This is a genomic window from Paenibacillus xylanilyticus, from assembly GCF_047246825.1.
In the GTDB taxonomy this organism is placed as follows: domain Bacteria; phylum Bacillota; class Bacilli; order Paenibacillales; family Paenibacillaceae; genus Paenibacillus; species Paenibacillus xylanilyticus_B.
The window spans coordinates 602,299-620,596 of sequence record NZ_JBFOLB010000002.1 but is presented as its reverse complement, the minus strand read 5'-3'; the positions used below and the strand labels follow the sequence as shown (position 1 = coordinate 620,596).

The 18,298-nt window shown below is 51.1% G+C and carries 10 protein-coding genes; all 10 read left to right on the top strand.

Annotated elements, in window-relative coordinates; all coding sequences use genetic code 11:
• The first annotated feature begins 227 nt into the window (after positions 1-227).
• The 10 genes from AB3N00_RS17470 (at position 228) to AB3N00_RS17425 (ending at position 18,196) form a co-directional block, all read left to right on the top strand.
• Positions 228-1,607 carry a class I SAM-dependent rRNA methyltransferase gene (locus tag AB3N00_RS17470; RefSeq protein WP_413035707.1) on the top strand — a complete coding sequence of 460 codons (1,380 nt, stop codon included), beginning with the start codon at positions 228-230 and terminating at the stop codon, positions 1,605-1,607.
• 181 nt (positions 1,608-1,788) lie between these two features.
• Positions 1,789-5,292, top strand: coding sequence for a helicase-exonuclease AddAB subunit AddB (gene addB, locus AB3N00_RS17465; RefSeq protein WP_413035706.1), 3,504 nt, complete (start codon positions 1,789-1,791; stop codon positions 5,290-5,292).
• A 5-nt stretch (positions 5,293-5,297) separates the two neighbouring features.
• Complete coding sequence (addA, locus tag AB3N00_RS17460; protein WP_413036066.1) at positions 5,298-9,554, top strand: helicase-exonuclease AddAB subunit AddA; 4,257 nt, start codon at positions 5,298-5,300, stop codon at positions 9,552-9,554.
• Between the two features lie 201 nt (positions 9,555-9,755).
• Positions 9,756-10,940 (top strand): exonuclease SbcCD subunit D, encoded by a 1,185-nt coding sequence (locus tag AB3N00_RS17455; RefSeq protein ID WP_413035705.1) that lies wholly within the window; start codon positions 9,756-9,758, stop codon positions 10,938-10,940.
• Positions 10,937-14,356: an AAA family ATPase gene (locus tag AB3N00_RS17450; RefSeq protein WP_413035704.1), complete on the top strand. Its 3,420-nt coding sequence runs from the start codon at positions 10,937-10,939 to the stop codon at positions 14,354-14,356. Before AB3N00_RS17455 ends, AB3N00_RS17450 begins: the two co-directional genes overlap by 4 nt.
• A 374-nt stretch (positions 14,357-14,730) precedes the next feature.
• Complete coding sequence (locus AB3N00_RS17445; protein WP_413035703.1) at positions 14,731-15,081, top strand: hypothetical protein; 351 nt, start codon at positions 14,731-14,733, stop codon at positions 15,079-15,081.
• A gap of 279 nt (positions 15,082-15,360) precedes the next feature.
• Complete coding sequence (locus tag AB3N00_RS17440) at positions 15,361-15,723, top strand: histidine triad nucleotide-binding protein (protein WP_413035702.1); 363 nt, start codon at positions 15,361-15,363, stop codon at positions 15,721-15,723.
• A 175-nt stretch (positions 15,724-15,898) separates the two neighbouring features.
• Positions 15,899-16,072, top strand: a complete 174-nt coding sequence (gene rpsU / locus AB3N00_RS17435; RefSeq protein ID WP_005547957.1) for a 30S ribosomal protein S21 — start codon at positions 15,899-15,901, stop codon at positions 16,070-16,072.
• 15 nt (positions 16,073-16,087) lie between these two features.
• The gene (locus tag AB3N00_RS17430; RefSeq protein ID WP_413035701.1) at positions 16,088-16,531 is read left to right on the top strand and encodes a GatB/YqeY domain-containing protein; all 444 of its coding nucleotides are present in this window, start codon (positions 16,088-16,090) and stop codon (positions 16,529-16,531) included.
• 324 nt (positions 16,532-16,855) lie between these two features.
• Positions 16,856-18,196: an NfeD family protein gene (locus AB3N00_RS17425; protein WP_413036065.1), complete on the top strand. Its 1,341-nt coding sequence runs from the start codon at positions 16,856-16,858 to the stop codon at positions 18,194-18,196.
• Positions 18,197-18,298 lie beyond the last annotated feature (102 nt).

Here is an 18,298-nt window from a genome sequence, read left to right as displayed (position 1 = left end):
ACAATTCAAACGATACGGTGATTCGTGCAAACGGAGCGGAGGGGACGGAATTGGATCTGAAGAAGCGAAGCGTTCGCCTTTATCCCCGGATTTTCCCTTAGAGAAAAGGGGATCGAAAAAAAATCTGGGGATAACAGCGATCGGAAGACCAAGCCGACCCCGTAGCGTCTCCCTTTGCACTAAACCTATCTTTTCAACTAACTAACAACAAAGGAAGTGGATTTACCTTGCCATCGGTTACACTGGAACGCAGTCGCAAAAAGCGGCTTGAACATGCACATCCATGGATATATAACAACGAAATTGCCTCAGTTGACGGGAACCCGGAACCGGGAGATCTGGTCAATGTACTGAATCATCAAGGCCGCTATCTGGCAACGGGGTACTACAACCCGGCATCACAAATTACAGTGAGAGTCGTCTCCTATCAACCGCTGGAGTTTGAACAAATGGACACGGCTTTTTTCGCTGCTCGTTTCAGTGACTGCTTGCGTCACCGGGAACGCTTTATTCGGGATGGTGAGGCCTATCGTCTGGTTTATGGCGAAGCTGATTTTCTGCCGGGTCTGATCGTTGATCGTTTTGGCAGTATTCTCGTTGTGCAGCTGCTTACGCTGGGAATGGACCGCTGCCGTGAAGCCATCGTACAGGCTCTGATCGAAGTGATGCAGCCGGAGGGGATCTATGAGCGCAGTGACGTGCCTATTCGTGAGTTGGAAGGTTTGGAGCAGACGAAAGGACCGCTGTATGGGGACTGTCCACGCCATGTGACGGTAACCGAAAATGGATTACTCATTAAAGTGGATATCGTAGAAGGTCAGAAAACGGGTTATTTCTTCGACCAGCGTGAGAATCGGGCAGCGATTGAACCTCTCATGAAGGGCTGGGGTTACAAAAGCGGAATCACCATGCAGCACGTGGAACAAGATGGAAGTGAGCAGCTGTTACCCGTGAATAAAAGCGGTAAAGTGGTGACCTTCCCGTACTGGGACGGCGCTACAGTACTGGAATGTTTTTCACACACAGGCAGCTTCACATTGAACGCTTGTAAATATGGGGCCAAAAAAGTGACATGCCTTGATATTTCAGAGCATGCTATTGAAAGTGCCCGCACCAATGTAGAATTAAACGGCTTCACAGATCGGGTAGAGTTTGTTGTCGCTGATGCATTCCAATACTTACGTGAACAGGTCAAAGGAATAGATGATCGCTCCGTACGCGCACGGGCAGCTGAACAGAAAGTGGATACCTCCAAAGCGCTTGCAGCCGGCGGCGGTAAAACATTTGATGTGGTCATCCTTGACCCACCTGCCTTTGCCAAAACGAAATCCGCAGTTAAAGGAGCATGCCGTGGCTACAAGGATATTAACCTGCATGGCATGAAGCTTGTTAATGAGGGTGGATATTTGGTAACGGCAAGCTGTTCGTACCATATGCGCCCTGATCTCTTCCTGGAAACGATTGCGGATGCAGCCGAAGATGCAGGCAAAGTGCTGCGTTTGATCGAATGGAAAGCTGCAGGTAAGGATCACCCGCAAATTCTGGGTGTTGATGAGGGCCATTACTTGAAATTTGCCATTTTTGAAGTGCGCAGCAAAACAAACTGATTCCTCCTGGTTTATTAGATTACATCACGAAACAAGTCCACGGTTATAAGCTGTGGGCTTTTTCTTGTTACAGGAGATCATCTTGGCTTTACCGGATTGTGGCAAACGTATGTTCCGAACCAGGTCAGATATGTTATACTGAGAATTAAAATCTTGTTCGTGACGGTTTGGAGGATTAAACATGTCCGTACGCTTTATTATTGGCCGGGCAGGCAGCGGGAAGACGACGCTGATTACCCGGGAAATTACGTCTCAGCTTCAACAGGAACCCCAAGGTAAACCTCTCATTTGGCTGGTTCCGGAGCAGAGTTCGTTTCGTTCTGAGCAGGCCTTGGTTTCTTCGGGTGCGATCAAAGGTACCATGCGCGCCGAAGTGCTGGGTTTTCGCCGATTGGCCTATCGTGTTATGCAGGAAGCTGGTGGTTCTGCACGTATTCCAATCGGAGCCGAGGGGAAAAAGATGCTGCTCTATAAAGTGCTTCAGCGGCGCAAGGAAGAGTTGAAGCTTTTTGGTGCCTCTGGCAACCAGTTGGGATTTATCGGGCATTTGAATGATTTATATAGCGAATTTAAGCGATATGAACTTGATCCCGGTTCATTGGAAGTAGGGCTTTCTACATGGAGTTCATCTTCTTCGGCACCAATTTTGGGGGATAAGTTACATGATCTGCTTCTTATATATCGTGACTATGAACAGGAACTAACGGAACTCTACATCGATGATGAAGACACGCTGACAGAATTGAATGATCGTTTGTCAGAAAGTGCGCTTCTTCAGGATGCTCAGATATGGATCGATGGTTTTCAGGGGTTTACCCCGCAGGAAATGAGTGTGATTGGACGGTTGATGCTTCAGGCTTCTTCCGTAACCATTACACTGACCCTGGATCGACCGTATGATCATGGGGCACTGCCCAGTGAACTGGATCTCTTCCATCCAACCGCGAGTGCTTACGCGCGGCTCAAAGGTATGGCGGATGATCTGGGCGTTGGGAGCGAGACGTCAGTGCTTGAGCCGGATGTTTTACCAAGATATGAGGAAAGTCCGGGTCTTGCCCATCTGGAATCAGGATTCGACCGCCGAATTCGTTGGAGAAGCGATGGCCGTGATGCTGGCATCAAAATGTACGCAGCTGAAAACCGCAGGGCAGAGATGGAAGGGGCCCTGCGGGAAATGCGCAGATTAGCTCAGGATGAAGGTGTGCGTTACCGTGACATGGCGGTGCTCGTTCGTCAGTTGGATGCCTATGCCGATATCGCTGAACCATTGTTCAGAGACTATGACGTGCCAGTCTTCCTGGATCGCAGAAGAAGTGAGCTTCATCACCCGCTCGCCGAATTCATTCGTTCTGCAATTGATGTCGTTCGTCGTCGCTGGCGTTATGAAGATGTATTTCGCTGTGTTAAAACGGATCTGCTGCTTCCTCGTGATGGCTCCATTACCCGTGAAGATATGGACCAGCTCGAAAACTATATTCTTGCCTGTGGGATCCACGGATACCGCTGGACAGACGGAAAACCATGGAAATATGTTCCGAGTCTGTCCCTGGAAGACAACGGCCAGGAAGGTCGAAGCCGAGGCCGTGAACAAATGCTGTCGTTGATGGAAAAATGCCGAACGGTCATTACGGATCCGATGGGTGTTTTTGAAAAACGCATGATGAAGGCCAAGACTGCCAGAGAACAGTGTGCTGCCCTGTATGGATTGCTGGAAGATGCAGAGATTCCATGGAAGCTGGAAGTGATGTCTGCTGAAGCAACAGCGCAGGGTGATCCGGAACGTTCGCGGGAACATCGTCAGATGTGGGGAGCAGTCCTGGATCTGCTGGACCAGATGGTGGACATGATGGGAGCCGAACGACTGGATATCAATTTGTTCGCTGGTCTGATGGAGACAGGTTTAACCGAACTGAAGCTCGGACTCGTTCCGCCGGCGCTGGATCAGGTGCTGGTCGGTTCCATGGATCGGACGCGGCTGCAGGATATCCAATATGTATTTATTCTGGGTGCCGTGGATGGTGAACTGCCGGCTGTACCGCAGGAGGATGGGGTATTAACCGAGCAGGAACGGGAGCTGCTGACCGAACGGGGCCTGGGCCTTGGACCGGGAACAACAAGACGAATGCTGGACGAGCGTTTTCTGATATATACCGCCCTGACTGCGGCCAGCAGGCAATTGTGGCTAAGTTACCCTGTGGCTGACGATGAGGGGAAAACGCTGCTGCCATCGGAGATTGTAAGGCATGTACGCAAAATGTTTGGTTTGAATGAATCACCATTGCTTGCCCAGCCACCGGTAACGGATTCAGAAGAGACCCACTGGCCTTATGTCATTCATCCGGAGCAGAGTCTGTCTGTTCTGATTGGACAATTGCGTAGATGGCGCCGTGGTGAGGAGATTCCTGAACTCTGGTGGTCGGTCTACAACTGGCATCTGTCCGATGAGGCTCGAAGACCCCAGTTGGAACGATTGTTGGGATCGATTTTTTATCGTAATCGGGCTCTACCATTGCGTACTTCGACGAGTCGCCGATTATATGGTACAGAGGTACGGACGAGTGTTTCGCGGATGGAACGATTTGTGGCGTGTCCGTTCTCCCATTTTGCCTCCCATGGATTACGTTTAAAAGAACGGCAATTATATCGACTTCAGGCACCGGATATTGGGCAGTTGTTCCATGCAGCTCTAAGTCAATTGGCTATACGGCTGCGCGAAGAGAACCGAAGCTGGGGCAGCCTCTCTCCGGAACAATGCCGGAAGGAAGCAGAGCAGACCGTGGAGCAGATTGCGCCACAGCTGCAGGGAGAGATTTTGCTCAGCACGAAGCGATACGGTTATATTTTCCGTAAGCTGAAGGATATTGTTAGCCGGGCTTCGATCATTCTGGGTGAGCAGTCCAGGCGGGGAAGTTTTGAACCCATTGGGCTTGAACTGGATTTTGGGCCAGGGAAACCCCTGCCGCCACTGCGGTTCGAACTTGAGAATGGATGTGTGATGGAGATTGTGGGCCGAATTGACCGGGTTGATGTGGCTGAAGGGGAGAATGGTCTGCTGCTGCGGGTCATTGACTACAAATCGAGCCAGACCGATCTCAAATTGCACGAAGTGTACTATGGACTGTCCCTGCAGATGCTTACGTATCTGGAAGTGCTGCTTAGTGCGGCCGAAGAGTGGCTGGGAGAATCGGCGATGCCTGGAGGAACGCTGTATTTTCACGTGCATAATCCGCTGCTGCAATCAGCGAACGGCATGACGTCAGAACAGGCGGGACAGGAATTGCTGAAACGATTCAAAATGAAGGGCCTCCTTCTGGCAGACCGCGATGCCATTGCACAAATGGACAACACCCTGGATAAAGGCTACTCGGCAATTATCCCTGTCGCACTCAAGGCTGATGGCAGCTTCTATAGCAGTGCTGCTGTAGCTACGCCAGACCAGTGGGATACACTGCTTGCATCGGTTCGCAGTAATATCCAGGAGATCGGGACCCGGATTACGGATGGGGATGTGGCTATTGAACCTTATCGCATTCAGCAGGAGGTTGCGTGTACGTTCTGTCCGTATAAACCAGTTTGTCAATTTGATGAAAATATTGAAGGCAATGAATATAATCTGTTGTCCAAGCCGGGCAAACAGCAAATCTGGGACATGCTGTCACACAACAAGGGAGGGGATACGACGTGACGAATATGCCAAAACCGGAAGGCAGCTTCTGGAGTGATGACCAGTGGAGTGCGATCTCCCAGAGTGGGGAAGACATTCTGGTTGCCGCTGCAGCAGGTTCAGGGAAAACAGCTGTGTTGGTTGAACGGATTATTCGCAAAATAGCAGATCCTTCCCGTGGTTTCAGCGTGGATCGATTGCTGGTGGCTACCTTTACAAAGGCAGCGGCTGCTGAGATGAAACAGCGTATCCGGGAGGCACTCGAACAGGCGCTTGAGGAGCAGCCTGAGGAAGAGCATCTGCGCAAGCAGTTGTCGCTGCTCGGGAGAGCTTCGATAACAACTCTCCATTCATTTTGTATGGAAGTCATCCGTCGTTACTATCAGCAAATTCCGCTTAACCCGGCCTTCCGGATATTGAACGAGAATGAAGCCGAAATGCTGCGTCAGGAACTTCTGGAAGAGCTTTTTGAAGATAAATACGGAGAAGAAGGCGAAGGCAGTACATTCCGTGAGCTGGTGGATTGGTTCAGTGGGGAAAGGAACGATGATGCCATGCACCGGCTTGTGCAGCGGTTGTATGACTTCTCGCGCAGTCACTCCTGGCCTGATCACTGGCTCTCGGAAATGGCGTCTGCTTTTCAAGTTGAAAGTGTGGAGGCGCTGGGTCATTCAGCATGGGTACAGAGCATTTTACGCGATGCTGCACTGACTCTGAGCGGGGCGGCCGGACTACTGCGTCAAGGTATTGGCATTGCCATGCAGCCGGAAGGACCAAAACCGTATGCAGATACGCTGAAGGAAGATCTTGCAATGGTCGAGGATCTTCTGTCAGCAGTGGAGGTTATGCCTTGGGAGAGACTGCCTGAAGCATTTCAGCCAGCCGCTTTTGGCAAGCTGAAACCCTGCAAAAAGGACCAAACGGATGCGGCGCTTCAGGAGCAAGTGAAGGAGCTTCGGGAAGCAGCGAAAAAAGCAGTCACCGACCTGAAAGGTTCACTTTTTGGCCGGAGCGCGTTTTCGTTCTGGCAGGAGCTGGAGCAGGCTGCTCCGCTCATGCAGGAATTGTCCAAACTTGTAAGTGAGTTCGGTGAACGTTACAAGCTGGCCAAACAGGAACGTGGTCAGGTTGATTTCAGCGACCTGGAACACTACTGCCTTCACATTTTGCGTCATAAGGACTCCACGCCAGGGCTGTCAATGCCGTCAGATGCTGCGATGGAATACAGAGCACGTTTCGATGAAGTGCTGCTGGATGAATATCAGGATACCAATACCGTTCAGGAAGACATTGTCAGGTTGATCTCGAGGGAAAATCCGGGCAATCGCTTTATGGTAGGAGATGTCAAACAGAGTATTTACCGTTTTCGCTTGGCTGAGCCAGGGCTGTTTCTGAACAAGTATCGTCAATATGAGTCCGGCATCCAAGCGGATGGAGGACAAGAAAGTACACCGCGTACGGGTAGACGCATTGATCTGGCACGGAACTTCCGCAGTCGTGCAGAGGTGGTGCATTCCGTGAACATGCTTTTTCGTCAGCTCATGAATGAAGGAGTGGCCGAAATCGCCTATGACGAACGGGCCCAGCTCGCCTATGGGGCTTCGTTTCCACCGGAAACAGAGGGAAACGAAGCATATACGCCGGAATTAATGCTGATCGATCGACAAGGCGGAGGTCCTGATCTGAGCGAAAGTGTGGATGAAAATGGAGAACATCTCGCATCAGCTGAACTGGAAAGTGTTGAACTTGAAACGGCTCAATTGGAGGCCCGGGCCATGGCTCGCCGTATCCGGGAGATTGTAGGCGATACGGATCAGCCTGCGCTGAATGTGTACGATAAAGCATTAAAAACAATGCGTCCGGCCCGTTACGGTGACATTGTCATCCTGCTGCGTTCTGCCCTGATGTGGGCTCCACTGATGATTGAGGAATTCAGACAACAGGGAATTCCAGCCGGAGGAGAGCAGAGCAAGGGTTATTTTCAGGCAACGGAAGTGGAGATCATGTTGTCCCTGCTTCAGATTGTGGATAATCCGAGACAGGACATTCCGCTTGCTTCAGTGCTTCGTTCACCAATGGTTGGTCTGGATGAAGAGGATCTGGCACAAATCCGTCTGGGAGATAAAAGGCAGTCTTTCTATGACGCTGTTGTATCTGCTATTGAGGCCGAACAAGTGCGTGATCATGACTCATCCGCAATCCAGATGCAATGGCCGGAAGCATGGTCAGAGATTCAGCAGGCGGAGCGAGAGGCAGCTGTTTCGGCAGAGGCCCAGGTGCCGGAACCGAAATCTGGCGACAGAGAAACAAAAAACGATGAATATAAAGTGGGTGAAGAGCTTCCGGAAGATGCAGGCTCGGAATTAAAGCAAAAATTAATTCGTTTTATGCGCCAGCTGGAGCAATGGAGGCTCGAGGCACGCCAAGGCAGTCTGAGTGAACTCATCTGGCGTATATACAGGGAAACGGGCTATTTGGACTGGGTTGGTGGTCTTCCGGGAGGAATGCAGCGTCAAAGCAATCTGAAAGCTCTGTATGACCGTGCACGTCAATATGAAGAAGCGACGGCGAACCGGGGCTTGTTCCGCTTTTTGACCTACGTCTCCAGATTGCGTGAGAATGGCGGAGATTTGGGAACGGTGGCGGGATCAGGTGAACAGGATAATGCGGTACGAATTATGACGATTCACCGGAGTAAGGGGTTGGAATTTCCGGTTGTATTTGTGGCAGGCATCTCCAAGATGTTCAACCAACAAGACCTGAATGCACCATTTCTGATGCATAAGGAGCTTGGATTCGGTCCAAGGTTTGTGGATCGGGAGAACCGGGTGGCTTACCCCACACTGGCCAATCTGGCCATTCGCCGCCGCGCCCAGTTTGAATTGCTGGCGGAAGAGATGCGGGTGCTCTATGTGGCCCTCACCCGGCCCAAGGAGAAAATGATTCTGGTTGGGACGGTAAAAGATGCTGCCAAAAAAGCAGCGGCCTGGTCGCAGATAAAAGACAGTTCCGAACAGATTTTGCCTGATTACCTGCTCGCGGCAGGAAGGAGTTATCTCGACTGGATCGGACCTGCTTTGATTCGCCATCCGGCAGCTTCTTCATTGCGTGAACTGGCTGGTGTGCATGATTCATATGCTGCTTGCCTGATGGAGGACAAATCACGCTGGAGCATATCCGTCATTTCTGCCGATTGGGTATCCAAGGAGATCTTTGTGGATTTGAAACATGGTGACGAAGACGGGATGACGGAGATTCGTCAAGAGCGCATGAGTGCACTGCAAGCAGCGAAGCCGGTAAATCTACTCCCTTCTACAATCCACATTAACGAGATGGATGAGAGTACTCAAGATGGAACGTCACAAGAAGGCATGGATATCGATCAAGTCTCACTGGAAAAGCAATGGGTCCAAAAGGTTGATCAGCGACTGTCATGGACATACCCATATGAAGCGGCTACTCGGATCGCTGCAAGCACGTCTGTTTCGGAATTGAAGGCAGTGCTTGCCATACAGGACCATCAGCCTCTTCAGGTGATGGAAGAGCTTGAAAGACAAATGGATCATGCTGTCGTTCTTGAAGATCCGCAGCCAGAAGATAAAATTAGTGAAGTCTTTAATGATTCAACGGATAAAGCTAGAGAAACGTCCTTTAAGTTGCATTTGCGTCGTCCGAAGTTTATGGAAGAGAAACAATTGACGGGGGCTGAGCGAGGTACAGTGTACCACACGCTGATGCAGCACTTGCCATTGGACGGAGCGAATGTGGATGCCGCGGTGATTGAAGAGACACTGGCAAGACTGGTCACACTTCAGATTTTGCTGCCTCATCAGGCAGAAGTGATTGAACCTGCACATGTGGCGCAATTTTTCCATGCGGCACCAGGAACTGACCTGTTGCGTGCAGACTGGGTGAAACGGGAGATTCCGTTCATCTATGGACTGCCAGCAGATCATTCTCCAGCCGAGTGGCTCCGTAATCTGTCATCAAATTCAGGGATGCAAATGCTGGATGAAGGCAGTGGACTCCAGGCATCTTTGGATAACGAAACGGTCCTTGTACAAGGGATCATTGATTGCCTGTATGAGGTGGAAGGCGAGCTCACGCTGCTGGATTACAAAACCGATCGGGTGCTTGAACATCGCGGAGGTTTAAAAGTATTGACGAGTAACTATCGCTTTCAGCTGGAACTCTATGGCCGGGCGATTGAAGATATTTTGGGACGTAAGGTAGATCGGAAGTGGCTGTACTTCTTTGATGGCGGACATGCTGTAGAGCTTTAAAGAAATAGGTCAGGGTTAGGGTTTATGTAAGGTGTTTGATTTAGAACGGATGACATGAAGGGGACGGAATCGATTCTGAAGAAGCGATGGTGTCCCCTTTTGTTCCGGATGTTTAGCCGTAGAGAGAAATGATTCACAAAAGTTTGGAGACAGCAGAGATCTAATATAGAGGTCTTGCAGGGGAGAGGGGATGAACGGAACATGCGTATTTTGCACACAGGTGACTGGCATTTGGGGAAAACGCTGGAAGGACGAAGCAGGCTGCGTGAACAGGAGGATTTCGTCGATGAACTCGTCAAACTGGCGGATGAACAGCAAGCGGACGCAGTGTTAATGGCTGGTGACGTATATGATTCTGTCAATCCGCCTGCATCGGCAGAACAGCTGTTTTATGAAGCGGCTGCCCGGCTCACCGAGGGCGGAAGACCGCTGGTAGTCATCGCAGGCAATCATGATCAGCCGGAACGGGTAGCTTCTGTAACGCCACTTGTAAACAGACAGGGCATTACTCTGGTAGGCATGCCAACGGCAGAGGCAGTGACCATTCATGCACAGCGAACGGGCGAGACTGCCCGGATTGCAGCCTTGCCCTATCCATCGGAGGCACGACTGAATGAACTTCTCACAACCGATGGGGATGAAAATGTGCTCCGTCAGGCATACAGCCGCCGGGTAGGAATGTTGATGCAGCGGCTGGCGAGCTCATTCCGTCCGGATACGGTCAATCTGGCGATGAGTCACATTTACGTGCTGGGCGGGGTGGAAAGTGATTCGGAGCGCCCCATTCAGGTGGGTGGTGCCTATACGGTGGATCCATCCTCGTTATCAATCGGTGCGCAATATACAGCGCTTGGACATCTTCATCGGGCCCAGGCTGTAAAGGGGGACGGTGTGATCCGGTACAGTGGATCGCCACTAGCTTACAGCTTCTCGGAAGCGGGACAGAGCAAATCCGTTACGATGGTGGATCTGGCGCCAGGCGGGACTGCAAATGTGGAAGAAGTTCTGTTAACCTGTGGACGTCCACTTGTACGTTGGAAGGCACGCGGAGGACTGGCCGAGGTATATCGCTGGCTGGAAGAGGGGCGAGATGCCCAATCTTTTATCGATATGGAAGTATGGTTGGACGATGCCATGTCACTGAAAGAGATCCAGCAGCTGCGCAAGTCGCATGACGGCATCATTCATATCCGACCGGTTTATCCGGAGATGGCCGCAGCAGGATTGCTGGAACAGCGTTCCGAGCTGCCCGTGCACGAATTGTTTCGCAAGTTCTACCAGCGTCAGACAGGCGGGGCACAGCCGGAAGACAGTCTGGTGCAGCTGTTTCTGGAACTCGTGGATGAGGACGAACCGGGCGTGCGTGAGGAGGTTGAAGGAAGATGAAGCCGATTTTATTAAAAGTGGCCGGTCTGCAGAGCTACCGGGAGGCACAGGAAGTTGATTTTACGGTGCTGACGGAAACCGGATTGTTCGGCATCTTCGGTCCAACGGGGAGCGGGAAATCTTCCCTGCTGGATGCCATTACCCTTGCAATGTACGGCAAGGTGGAACGGGCGGTTAACGGGACGCAGGGCATCATGAATCACGCTGAGGATGCGCTCTCGGTGGCTTTTACCTTCGAACTGTCATCGGCTGAAGGAACACGGAGATTTCGGGTGGAACGGCGTTTTAAACGTAACAATGAAATATCTGTAAGCAATACGATCAGCAAATTCATTGAGACTGTAAACGGAGAGGAACAGGTGCTTGCTGATAAGCTGGCCGATGTTAACCGCTGCGTTGAAGAAGTGATTGGGCTTAAAATGGATGATTTTACGCGAGCTGTAGTGCTGCCGCAGGGTAAATTCGCCGAGTTTCTGTCCCTGAAAGGCAGTGAACGACGCCAGATGCTGCAACGTCTGTTCCATTTGGAAAAGTACGGAGATCAACTTGCCATTAAGCTGAGCCGGCGAGTGAAAGATAACGATATGGTTCATCAAGCTCTCCTGGCAGAGCAGCAGGGTCTTGGCAATGCGAGCAAGGAAACGTTGGAAGAAACCGGACGTCTTCTCCAAGAGGCTGTAAAGAATGCAGAACTTTCCCGGAAGATTCTGGATGAAGCAACGAAGGAAGCTGAGCAGCTGGGGAAAATACGTGAATTGAGTCATGAGCGCCAGAAGCGTCTGGAAGAACAGCAAAAGCTCAAAATCCTGGAACCGCAGATCGAAACAGGTGAACAACGGTTGAAACAGGCTGTTGCAGCAGAGGCCATATTGCCTGCACTTCAGACGATGCGGGATGCTGTAACAGAGCAGAAGCTGCGACAAACTGCTGCTGTGACTGCCCATGAACAAGCTGTGGAACACGAACGGTTATCTGTCCTTGAAGCAGAGAAGGCTGAAATGGCACGTAAGCAAATGGCTGAGGGTGAACCGAGACTATTGCTCCGGCTGGAACAGTTGGAACAGGCCAAAGAGCTGCAGCGGGAACGGGACGGTCTGCAAGAGGACGGTGCCCGCCTGAAACGGCTCCTGGAGCAGGGGCAGGCTGAGCAGGCTGCCCTTGGCCAGCAGCTGGAGAAGGAAAAAGAACTGCAGCAGCGTGGACGCAAACGCCGAGAAGAATTGCAGGAAAGTCTAAAGCCGAATGAAGTCAAGGCTGAAGAGCGAAGACAGCTGCAAGCTGCACTGGAGCTTCGGCATCGACTGGATACGGCAGCAGAACAGCTGCGACAGAATCAGGCTGAAATGGAAACCTACAAGCAGTCTGCGAATTTGGCAGCCGAGAAGCTCCAGACGGCGGCCGGCGAAGAGAGCCGCCTGAATGAACGGCGTCAGCTTCTGGTCGAACAGGCGTCAGCGGGTCTTGAGGCCCTGCTGGCCTGTGAGCAGGACATCGGCCGCGAACAGAGCCTGCTGGCCGGGGCGGAGGAGCAGTTGCGCGGCTCGATGCGCGAGCAGGAGCTGCACCGGCTATCCTCCGCCTTGCGCGCCGAGCTGCGTGACGGCGAGCCATGCCCGGTGTGCGGCTCCGCACACCACCCCCTCCCGGCTGCGCCGCCGGGAGAAGGTCCGCACGCAGGCGATGCGGACCTGGAACTGCTGCGCAGCCTGCAGGCGGAGCTGCAGGAGCTGCGCTTCGGGCTGCGCCAGCAGCTGCACGAACGTCGCAGCTTGCTGACGCAGCTTGGCGCTGCGGCCGGCGAAGCTCCGGCCGCAGCCGAGGCCGCGCCTGCGGCAGCGGAGCAAGAGCCCGCCGGTTCGCCCGCACACGGGCGAACCCCGGCGGACTGGGCAGCGCGTGCCACCGCACTGCGCGAAGCCGCGCGGGCGCTGGCTGACGCTGCAGCGCAAGTGCAAGCGGAAGCCGCTGCGCTGCAGCAGGCGGCTGTGGGTGCGCAGCAGCGCCGCATGGAAGCGGCTGCCGCGCAGGAGGCCGGCCGTACCGGGCTCGTCCAGGCGGAACGCAAGCTGGCCGAGAGTGAGGCGGCTGCCGCTGCACTGCAAGGCCGCTGGGCCGCCGAACTGCCGGGCATCGCCCAGGAGGAGGCTGTCGCCCTTCATCAGGCGATGCAGGAACGCGATGCACGTGCTGAAGACATTAAGGAACGGCTGAACAAAAGTGTCACCTTCCTGGAAGAGAAGGAGCAGTTGGTGCAGTCCCTTCACCAGAAACTTGTTGAACTGGACAAACAGCTGATCCAGTGGCAGACCGAGTGGCAGGGGAACAACAAACAGCTGGCTGAAAAGGAAGAACGACTGCGCCAGTGGGTCGGCGAGCAACGAGTGGAGGATTTGATAGCCACTGCCCAGTCCCATCTGGACGGATTACGGCAAGCAGCTGCCGACTCGGCCCAGCGTTTCAAAGAAGCGGACGCCCTGAAACAGGAGTCCGCCAAAAAAGACGTTATGGCTGGGCAGGCCTTGGCATCAGCGGCGGAACATCTGGAACAGGCAATTGCACGCTGGCAGCAATTGCTGGTTCAATCTCCATTTGACTCTGAACGAGACGTTCTGGAAGCGGCCATTCCTTCGGACGAGGCTGAGCGTTTGGCAGCACACATTCAGCATCATCGTGAACGCGAACGTGAACTGGCATCACAGCTGTGTGAACTTGAGCAGAAGCTCGGTGGAGCAGAAGTGTCCGAAGAGCAGTGGGTAGCCTGTACGGAACGTCTGAAGTTGAGACGCGCCGAGGATGAAGCGGCACTAAGTGCCAAGGCTCGTGCAGAACGGGATCTGGAGGACGTTCAGCAGCGTCATGTTCGCTGGACCGAACTGGAGAATAAACGGGTAGAAGTAAGTCATCAAGGGGAGCTGCTCAGCAAACTTCAGGCTGCCTTCAGGGGAAATGCTTTTGTAGAGTATATTGCTGAAGAACAACTCATGCAGGTGAGCCAGGCTGCCTCACAGCGCTTGCGATTTTTGACCAAACAGCGGTATTCGCTCGAAGTGGACTCGGGCGGGGGATTTGTTATCTGTGATGATGCAAACGGTGGGGTTAAACGTCCGGTATCCACCTTGTCAGGCGGCGAAACATTTTTGACCTCCTTGTCCCTGGCATTGGCCTTGTCTGCCCAGATTCAACTGCGTGGCCAGTATCCACTGCAATTTTTCTTCCTGGATGAAGGGTTTGGAACGCTGGACCCTGAACTGCTGGATACCGTAATTACATCGCTGGAGAAATTGCATGATGACCGTCTCGCTGTTGGAGTGATCAGCCACGTGCCGGAGCTGCGGGCTCGTCTGCCACGCAAGCTTGTCGTGATTCCTGCAAACGAAGCCGGGGGCGGCTCCCGCGTGGTGTTGGAAAGCCTGTAAAACGCGATATGCCTTTCATCCTAAGGTATGGAATGATGGAGTGACTTTCACTACATTAATCGCTCTTCTTCAGTTGACTTAATTTCATAGCGGAACTAGTAATTATATTTTTATGCTCTTCTGAACTGGAGTGAGATACCTCACAGATACAGGTTCAACCTGCTGTTATACTACAGTCAAGCCGACATACCTTATATTAAGTACCCCGGCGGACGTTTGATCAGGAAGCTTCCTGATTAGACGTCCGTGGCAGCAGATATCATTCGAAATCTGCTCACGGGGTACTTCTTTTTTGCGTGATCCTTGAGTGTCAATTCGCCCAGATCTGAATACCATGGAAGGGTGATGAAGCACAATAAGGGAGGCGTACTGAAGTGGAAAAGGTGGAAGCGAAGAAATTATGCAAGGAACACATGCATCGTTATGTTTGTGTGCAGATGAAGGACGGAAGCCATTATGATGGAATCATGGAAAATGTGGATGACGACATGATTTATTTGGCTGTCCCTGTCGGTCCTGAAGCCGCAGCGAATCATGCAAACTGGGGACCAAACGCAATGCCAGGAGCAGGCTATCCTGCCCCTCATGCTCGCGGATTCTATCCGGGATACGGGTACCCGTATCCATATCCCTATCCATACTACGGTTACGGTCGGAGACGTTTTAACAGACTGGTCCTTCCTTTGTTCGGGCTGGCCGCATTAACTTTACTGCCATATTATTGATAAGTGATTGCATAGCAGGGAATGTAAAACAATTCCTAGAACCTTTCTCATCCTTAAGGACATAACACGGTCCGCCGGGGTGCAGAAAGGTTTTTTATAATATTCATTGAAGGATCGAAGCATGAGGAATGTATTCAGCATTCGATGGCATGCTGGATGTTGTTATAGTTTGGTTGATTATAAAATGATTTTTTCATGTGAGATTGGACGTCACTTTTCACTTCCGGTATGATGGAGGAGTATACATAAATCTTTAAAAATCAAAGGAGGGTATGAACAATGGATTGCTTGTTTTGCAAAATTGTAGAGGGCAGCATTCCCTCCAACAAAGTTCTGGAGAATGACCATGTGGTTGTCTTTCATGACATCCAGCCCGCTGCACCGACACATGTTCTCGTTATTCCGAAGAAACATATTGCTTCGATGAATGATGTGACACCAGCTGATACACCGCTGATTGGCGAGATTCATCTGGCAGCACAGGAAGCAGCGAGACGTCTTGGGGTCGATGAGTCCGGTTATCGTTTGATTAATAACTGCGGCAAGGATGGAGAACAAACTGTCCATCACCTGCACTATCATCTGCTTGGAGGCACCAGACTTGGTGCACTGACAAGCCTGTCGGATTCGCACAAACAATAATGGGTCGATTGCTATGCTTTTTTTCCTCAAATGAGATTGAGATAGCACTGTGATTCGTTTAAAATAAAGTGATCATTACGTTAAGGTTGACACGTTTATTACCTTTCGCCTATAATGAAAGGTGATGAACCGTGTTATTGCTCTTGGACGGTCTGGTCGGAGGGAGGGAAAACTGGTGTCTGAAACTAAAGTTCGCAAAAACGAGACTATTGATGCTGCACTTCGTCGCTTTAAACGTTCCATCGCTAAAGATGGCGTCTTGGCTGAGGTGAAGAAACGTAAGCATTATGAGAAGCCAAGCGTAAAGCGCAAGAAAAAGTCCGAGGCTGCTCGTAAGAGAAAGTTTTAGGAGGATTTGAACAACATGAATCTTAGCGAACGATTGAACGAAGATATGAAGCAAGCGATGAAGAGCAAGGACAAGTTCAAGCTCTCCACCATTCGGTTGATTCGTTCGACGATCAAGAATCTTGAAATAGATTTGAAAAGAACTTTGGATGACAACGAAGTGCTTGATATCCTGAGTCGTGAAATCAAACAGCGCAAAGATGCCCTCCAAGAATTTGACAAAGCGGGCCGTGAAGAACTCGCGGCAAATGCAAAAGCGGAAATTGATATAATTGGTCAGTACCTTCCCGTACAGCTTACCGAAGAAGAAATTAAAGTTATTGTACAGCAGACCATCCAGGAAACCGGTGCTTCTTCGAAAGCCGAGATGGGGAAAGTCATGGCGGCCCTTATGCCGAAAGTGAAAGGCAAAGCGGACGGCAAACTGGTTAATCAAGCAGTTCAACAATTTCTGCAATAAAGCAAATCAATAAACACCTCCTGACTTGTCAGGGGGTGTTTTTTCCTGTTTACCGTTTTGATAAAATTGGTTCATTATTAAAACGAAAGAGTTAACATAATAGTCTGTGATACACAGCGCATGTTTGAAAAGAGTTCAAAATTTTACTTTAAAATGGTTATAATACATAATTTTAGATTTAATTTCTTGCAATTCCTCCGACTTTCAAATATAATTTTAAGATTTTGAAACGAAATGTTGCATTGTACGTAATAAATACCATAAGCTGGACAGTATAACAATAATGGAAAAGGGGGGATTATTGTGAAGGGAAAGCGCCGGAAGATGCTTGCGGGGCCATTGTTGCTCATGATGCTGCTGACGCTGCTGCTTCCTGTCTTGGTTGGATCGCCGTCTGCACATGCAGCTGAAAAGAGCGGCGCCGTATATATTATTCCGGTTGATAAACCAATCGAGCAGGGTTTAGGCAAGTTCATGGAGCGTGGTTTCAAGGAAGCCGAAGCGATGAACGCTGGCCTGATTGTTCTCGATATCAATACGCCGGGAGGACGTGTCGACACTGCGGAAGAACTGGGTAACCTGATTAAGGGAAGCCCTGTTCAGACTGTTGCTTTTGTCCGTGGAGATGCTGCTTCGGCTGGAAGTTTTCTGGCCTTGAATGCAGATAAGATCGTAATGTCGCCAGGCAGCATGATTGGTGCGGCAGCGATGGTAGACAGCACGGGCAAACATGTCGATGATCCGAAGCTGGTTGCATTCTGGAAGAGCAAAATGCAGGGAGCAGCGGAACAGGGCGGCCGTGACGGCAATATTGCAGCGGGAATGACCGATGTGAACATGGTTGTGGAAATGCCGGAGATCAATAAAACGAAGCAGAAGGGTGAAATTATTGCTTTGTCTGCCGAGGAAGCGCTGAAAGTGGGATATGCGGACCATATCAGCGAAACTCCGGAAGAAGCGGCAGCCTGGCTTGGTTACAGTCAGGATGATGTATTCACTGTAGAGAGAACTGCAGCAGAGAATATTTCTGCTTTTCTGACCAATCCTGTTGTCATGACTGTACTTCTGTTTTTGGGGATTGCCGGCGTGGTCATTGAATTGATCGTACCTGGATTTGGAGTGCCTGGTATTGTGGGTATCGTCTGCTTCATTCTCTACTTCTCAGGGAACTACATTGCCGGTTTTGCTGGAGCAGAGACCTGGATACTCTTTACTGTTGGACTCATCATGATGATTCTGGAGATGTTTATTCCAAGCTTTGGTATTCTGGGGATACTGGGATCCATTGCGCTTGTGGCCGGTGTTGTGCGTGCGGCATATGACACAAGTGATGCGTTTGTATCACTGGGGATTGCTTTCGGAGCAGCGCTAGTGGTTATAGCCATCGTGGTGATTCTGTTTAAGGACAGGGGCATATGGAATCGATTTATACTGAGTGACAAAATGTCTGCTGATCGAGGTTATTCATCTGCGACAGAACGTAAAGAACTGATTGGTCTTCAGGGGATCAGCCTGACTCCGCTTCGTCCATCTGGAACAGCATTGTTTAATGGGGAACGGGTCGATGTGGTTTCGGACGGAGATTTTATTCCAGTTGATACACCGATTATTGTGGTTAAAGCCGAAGGTACCCGGATTGTGGTCCAGCAAGCTTTGCCGGTGTAAACCGCTTGTTTTGCCGGAGTTCTTGTGGGCTTCGGCAGTGTACATAACCATGTGGCAGTGCTGCTTGCTGAATGGTGATTTTCTAAAATTAGCAGCATAATA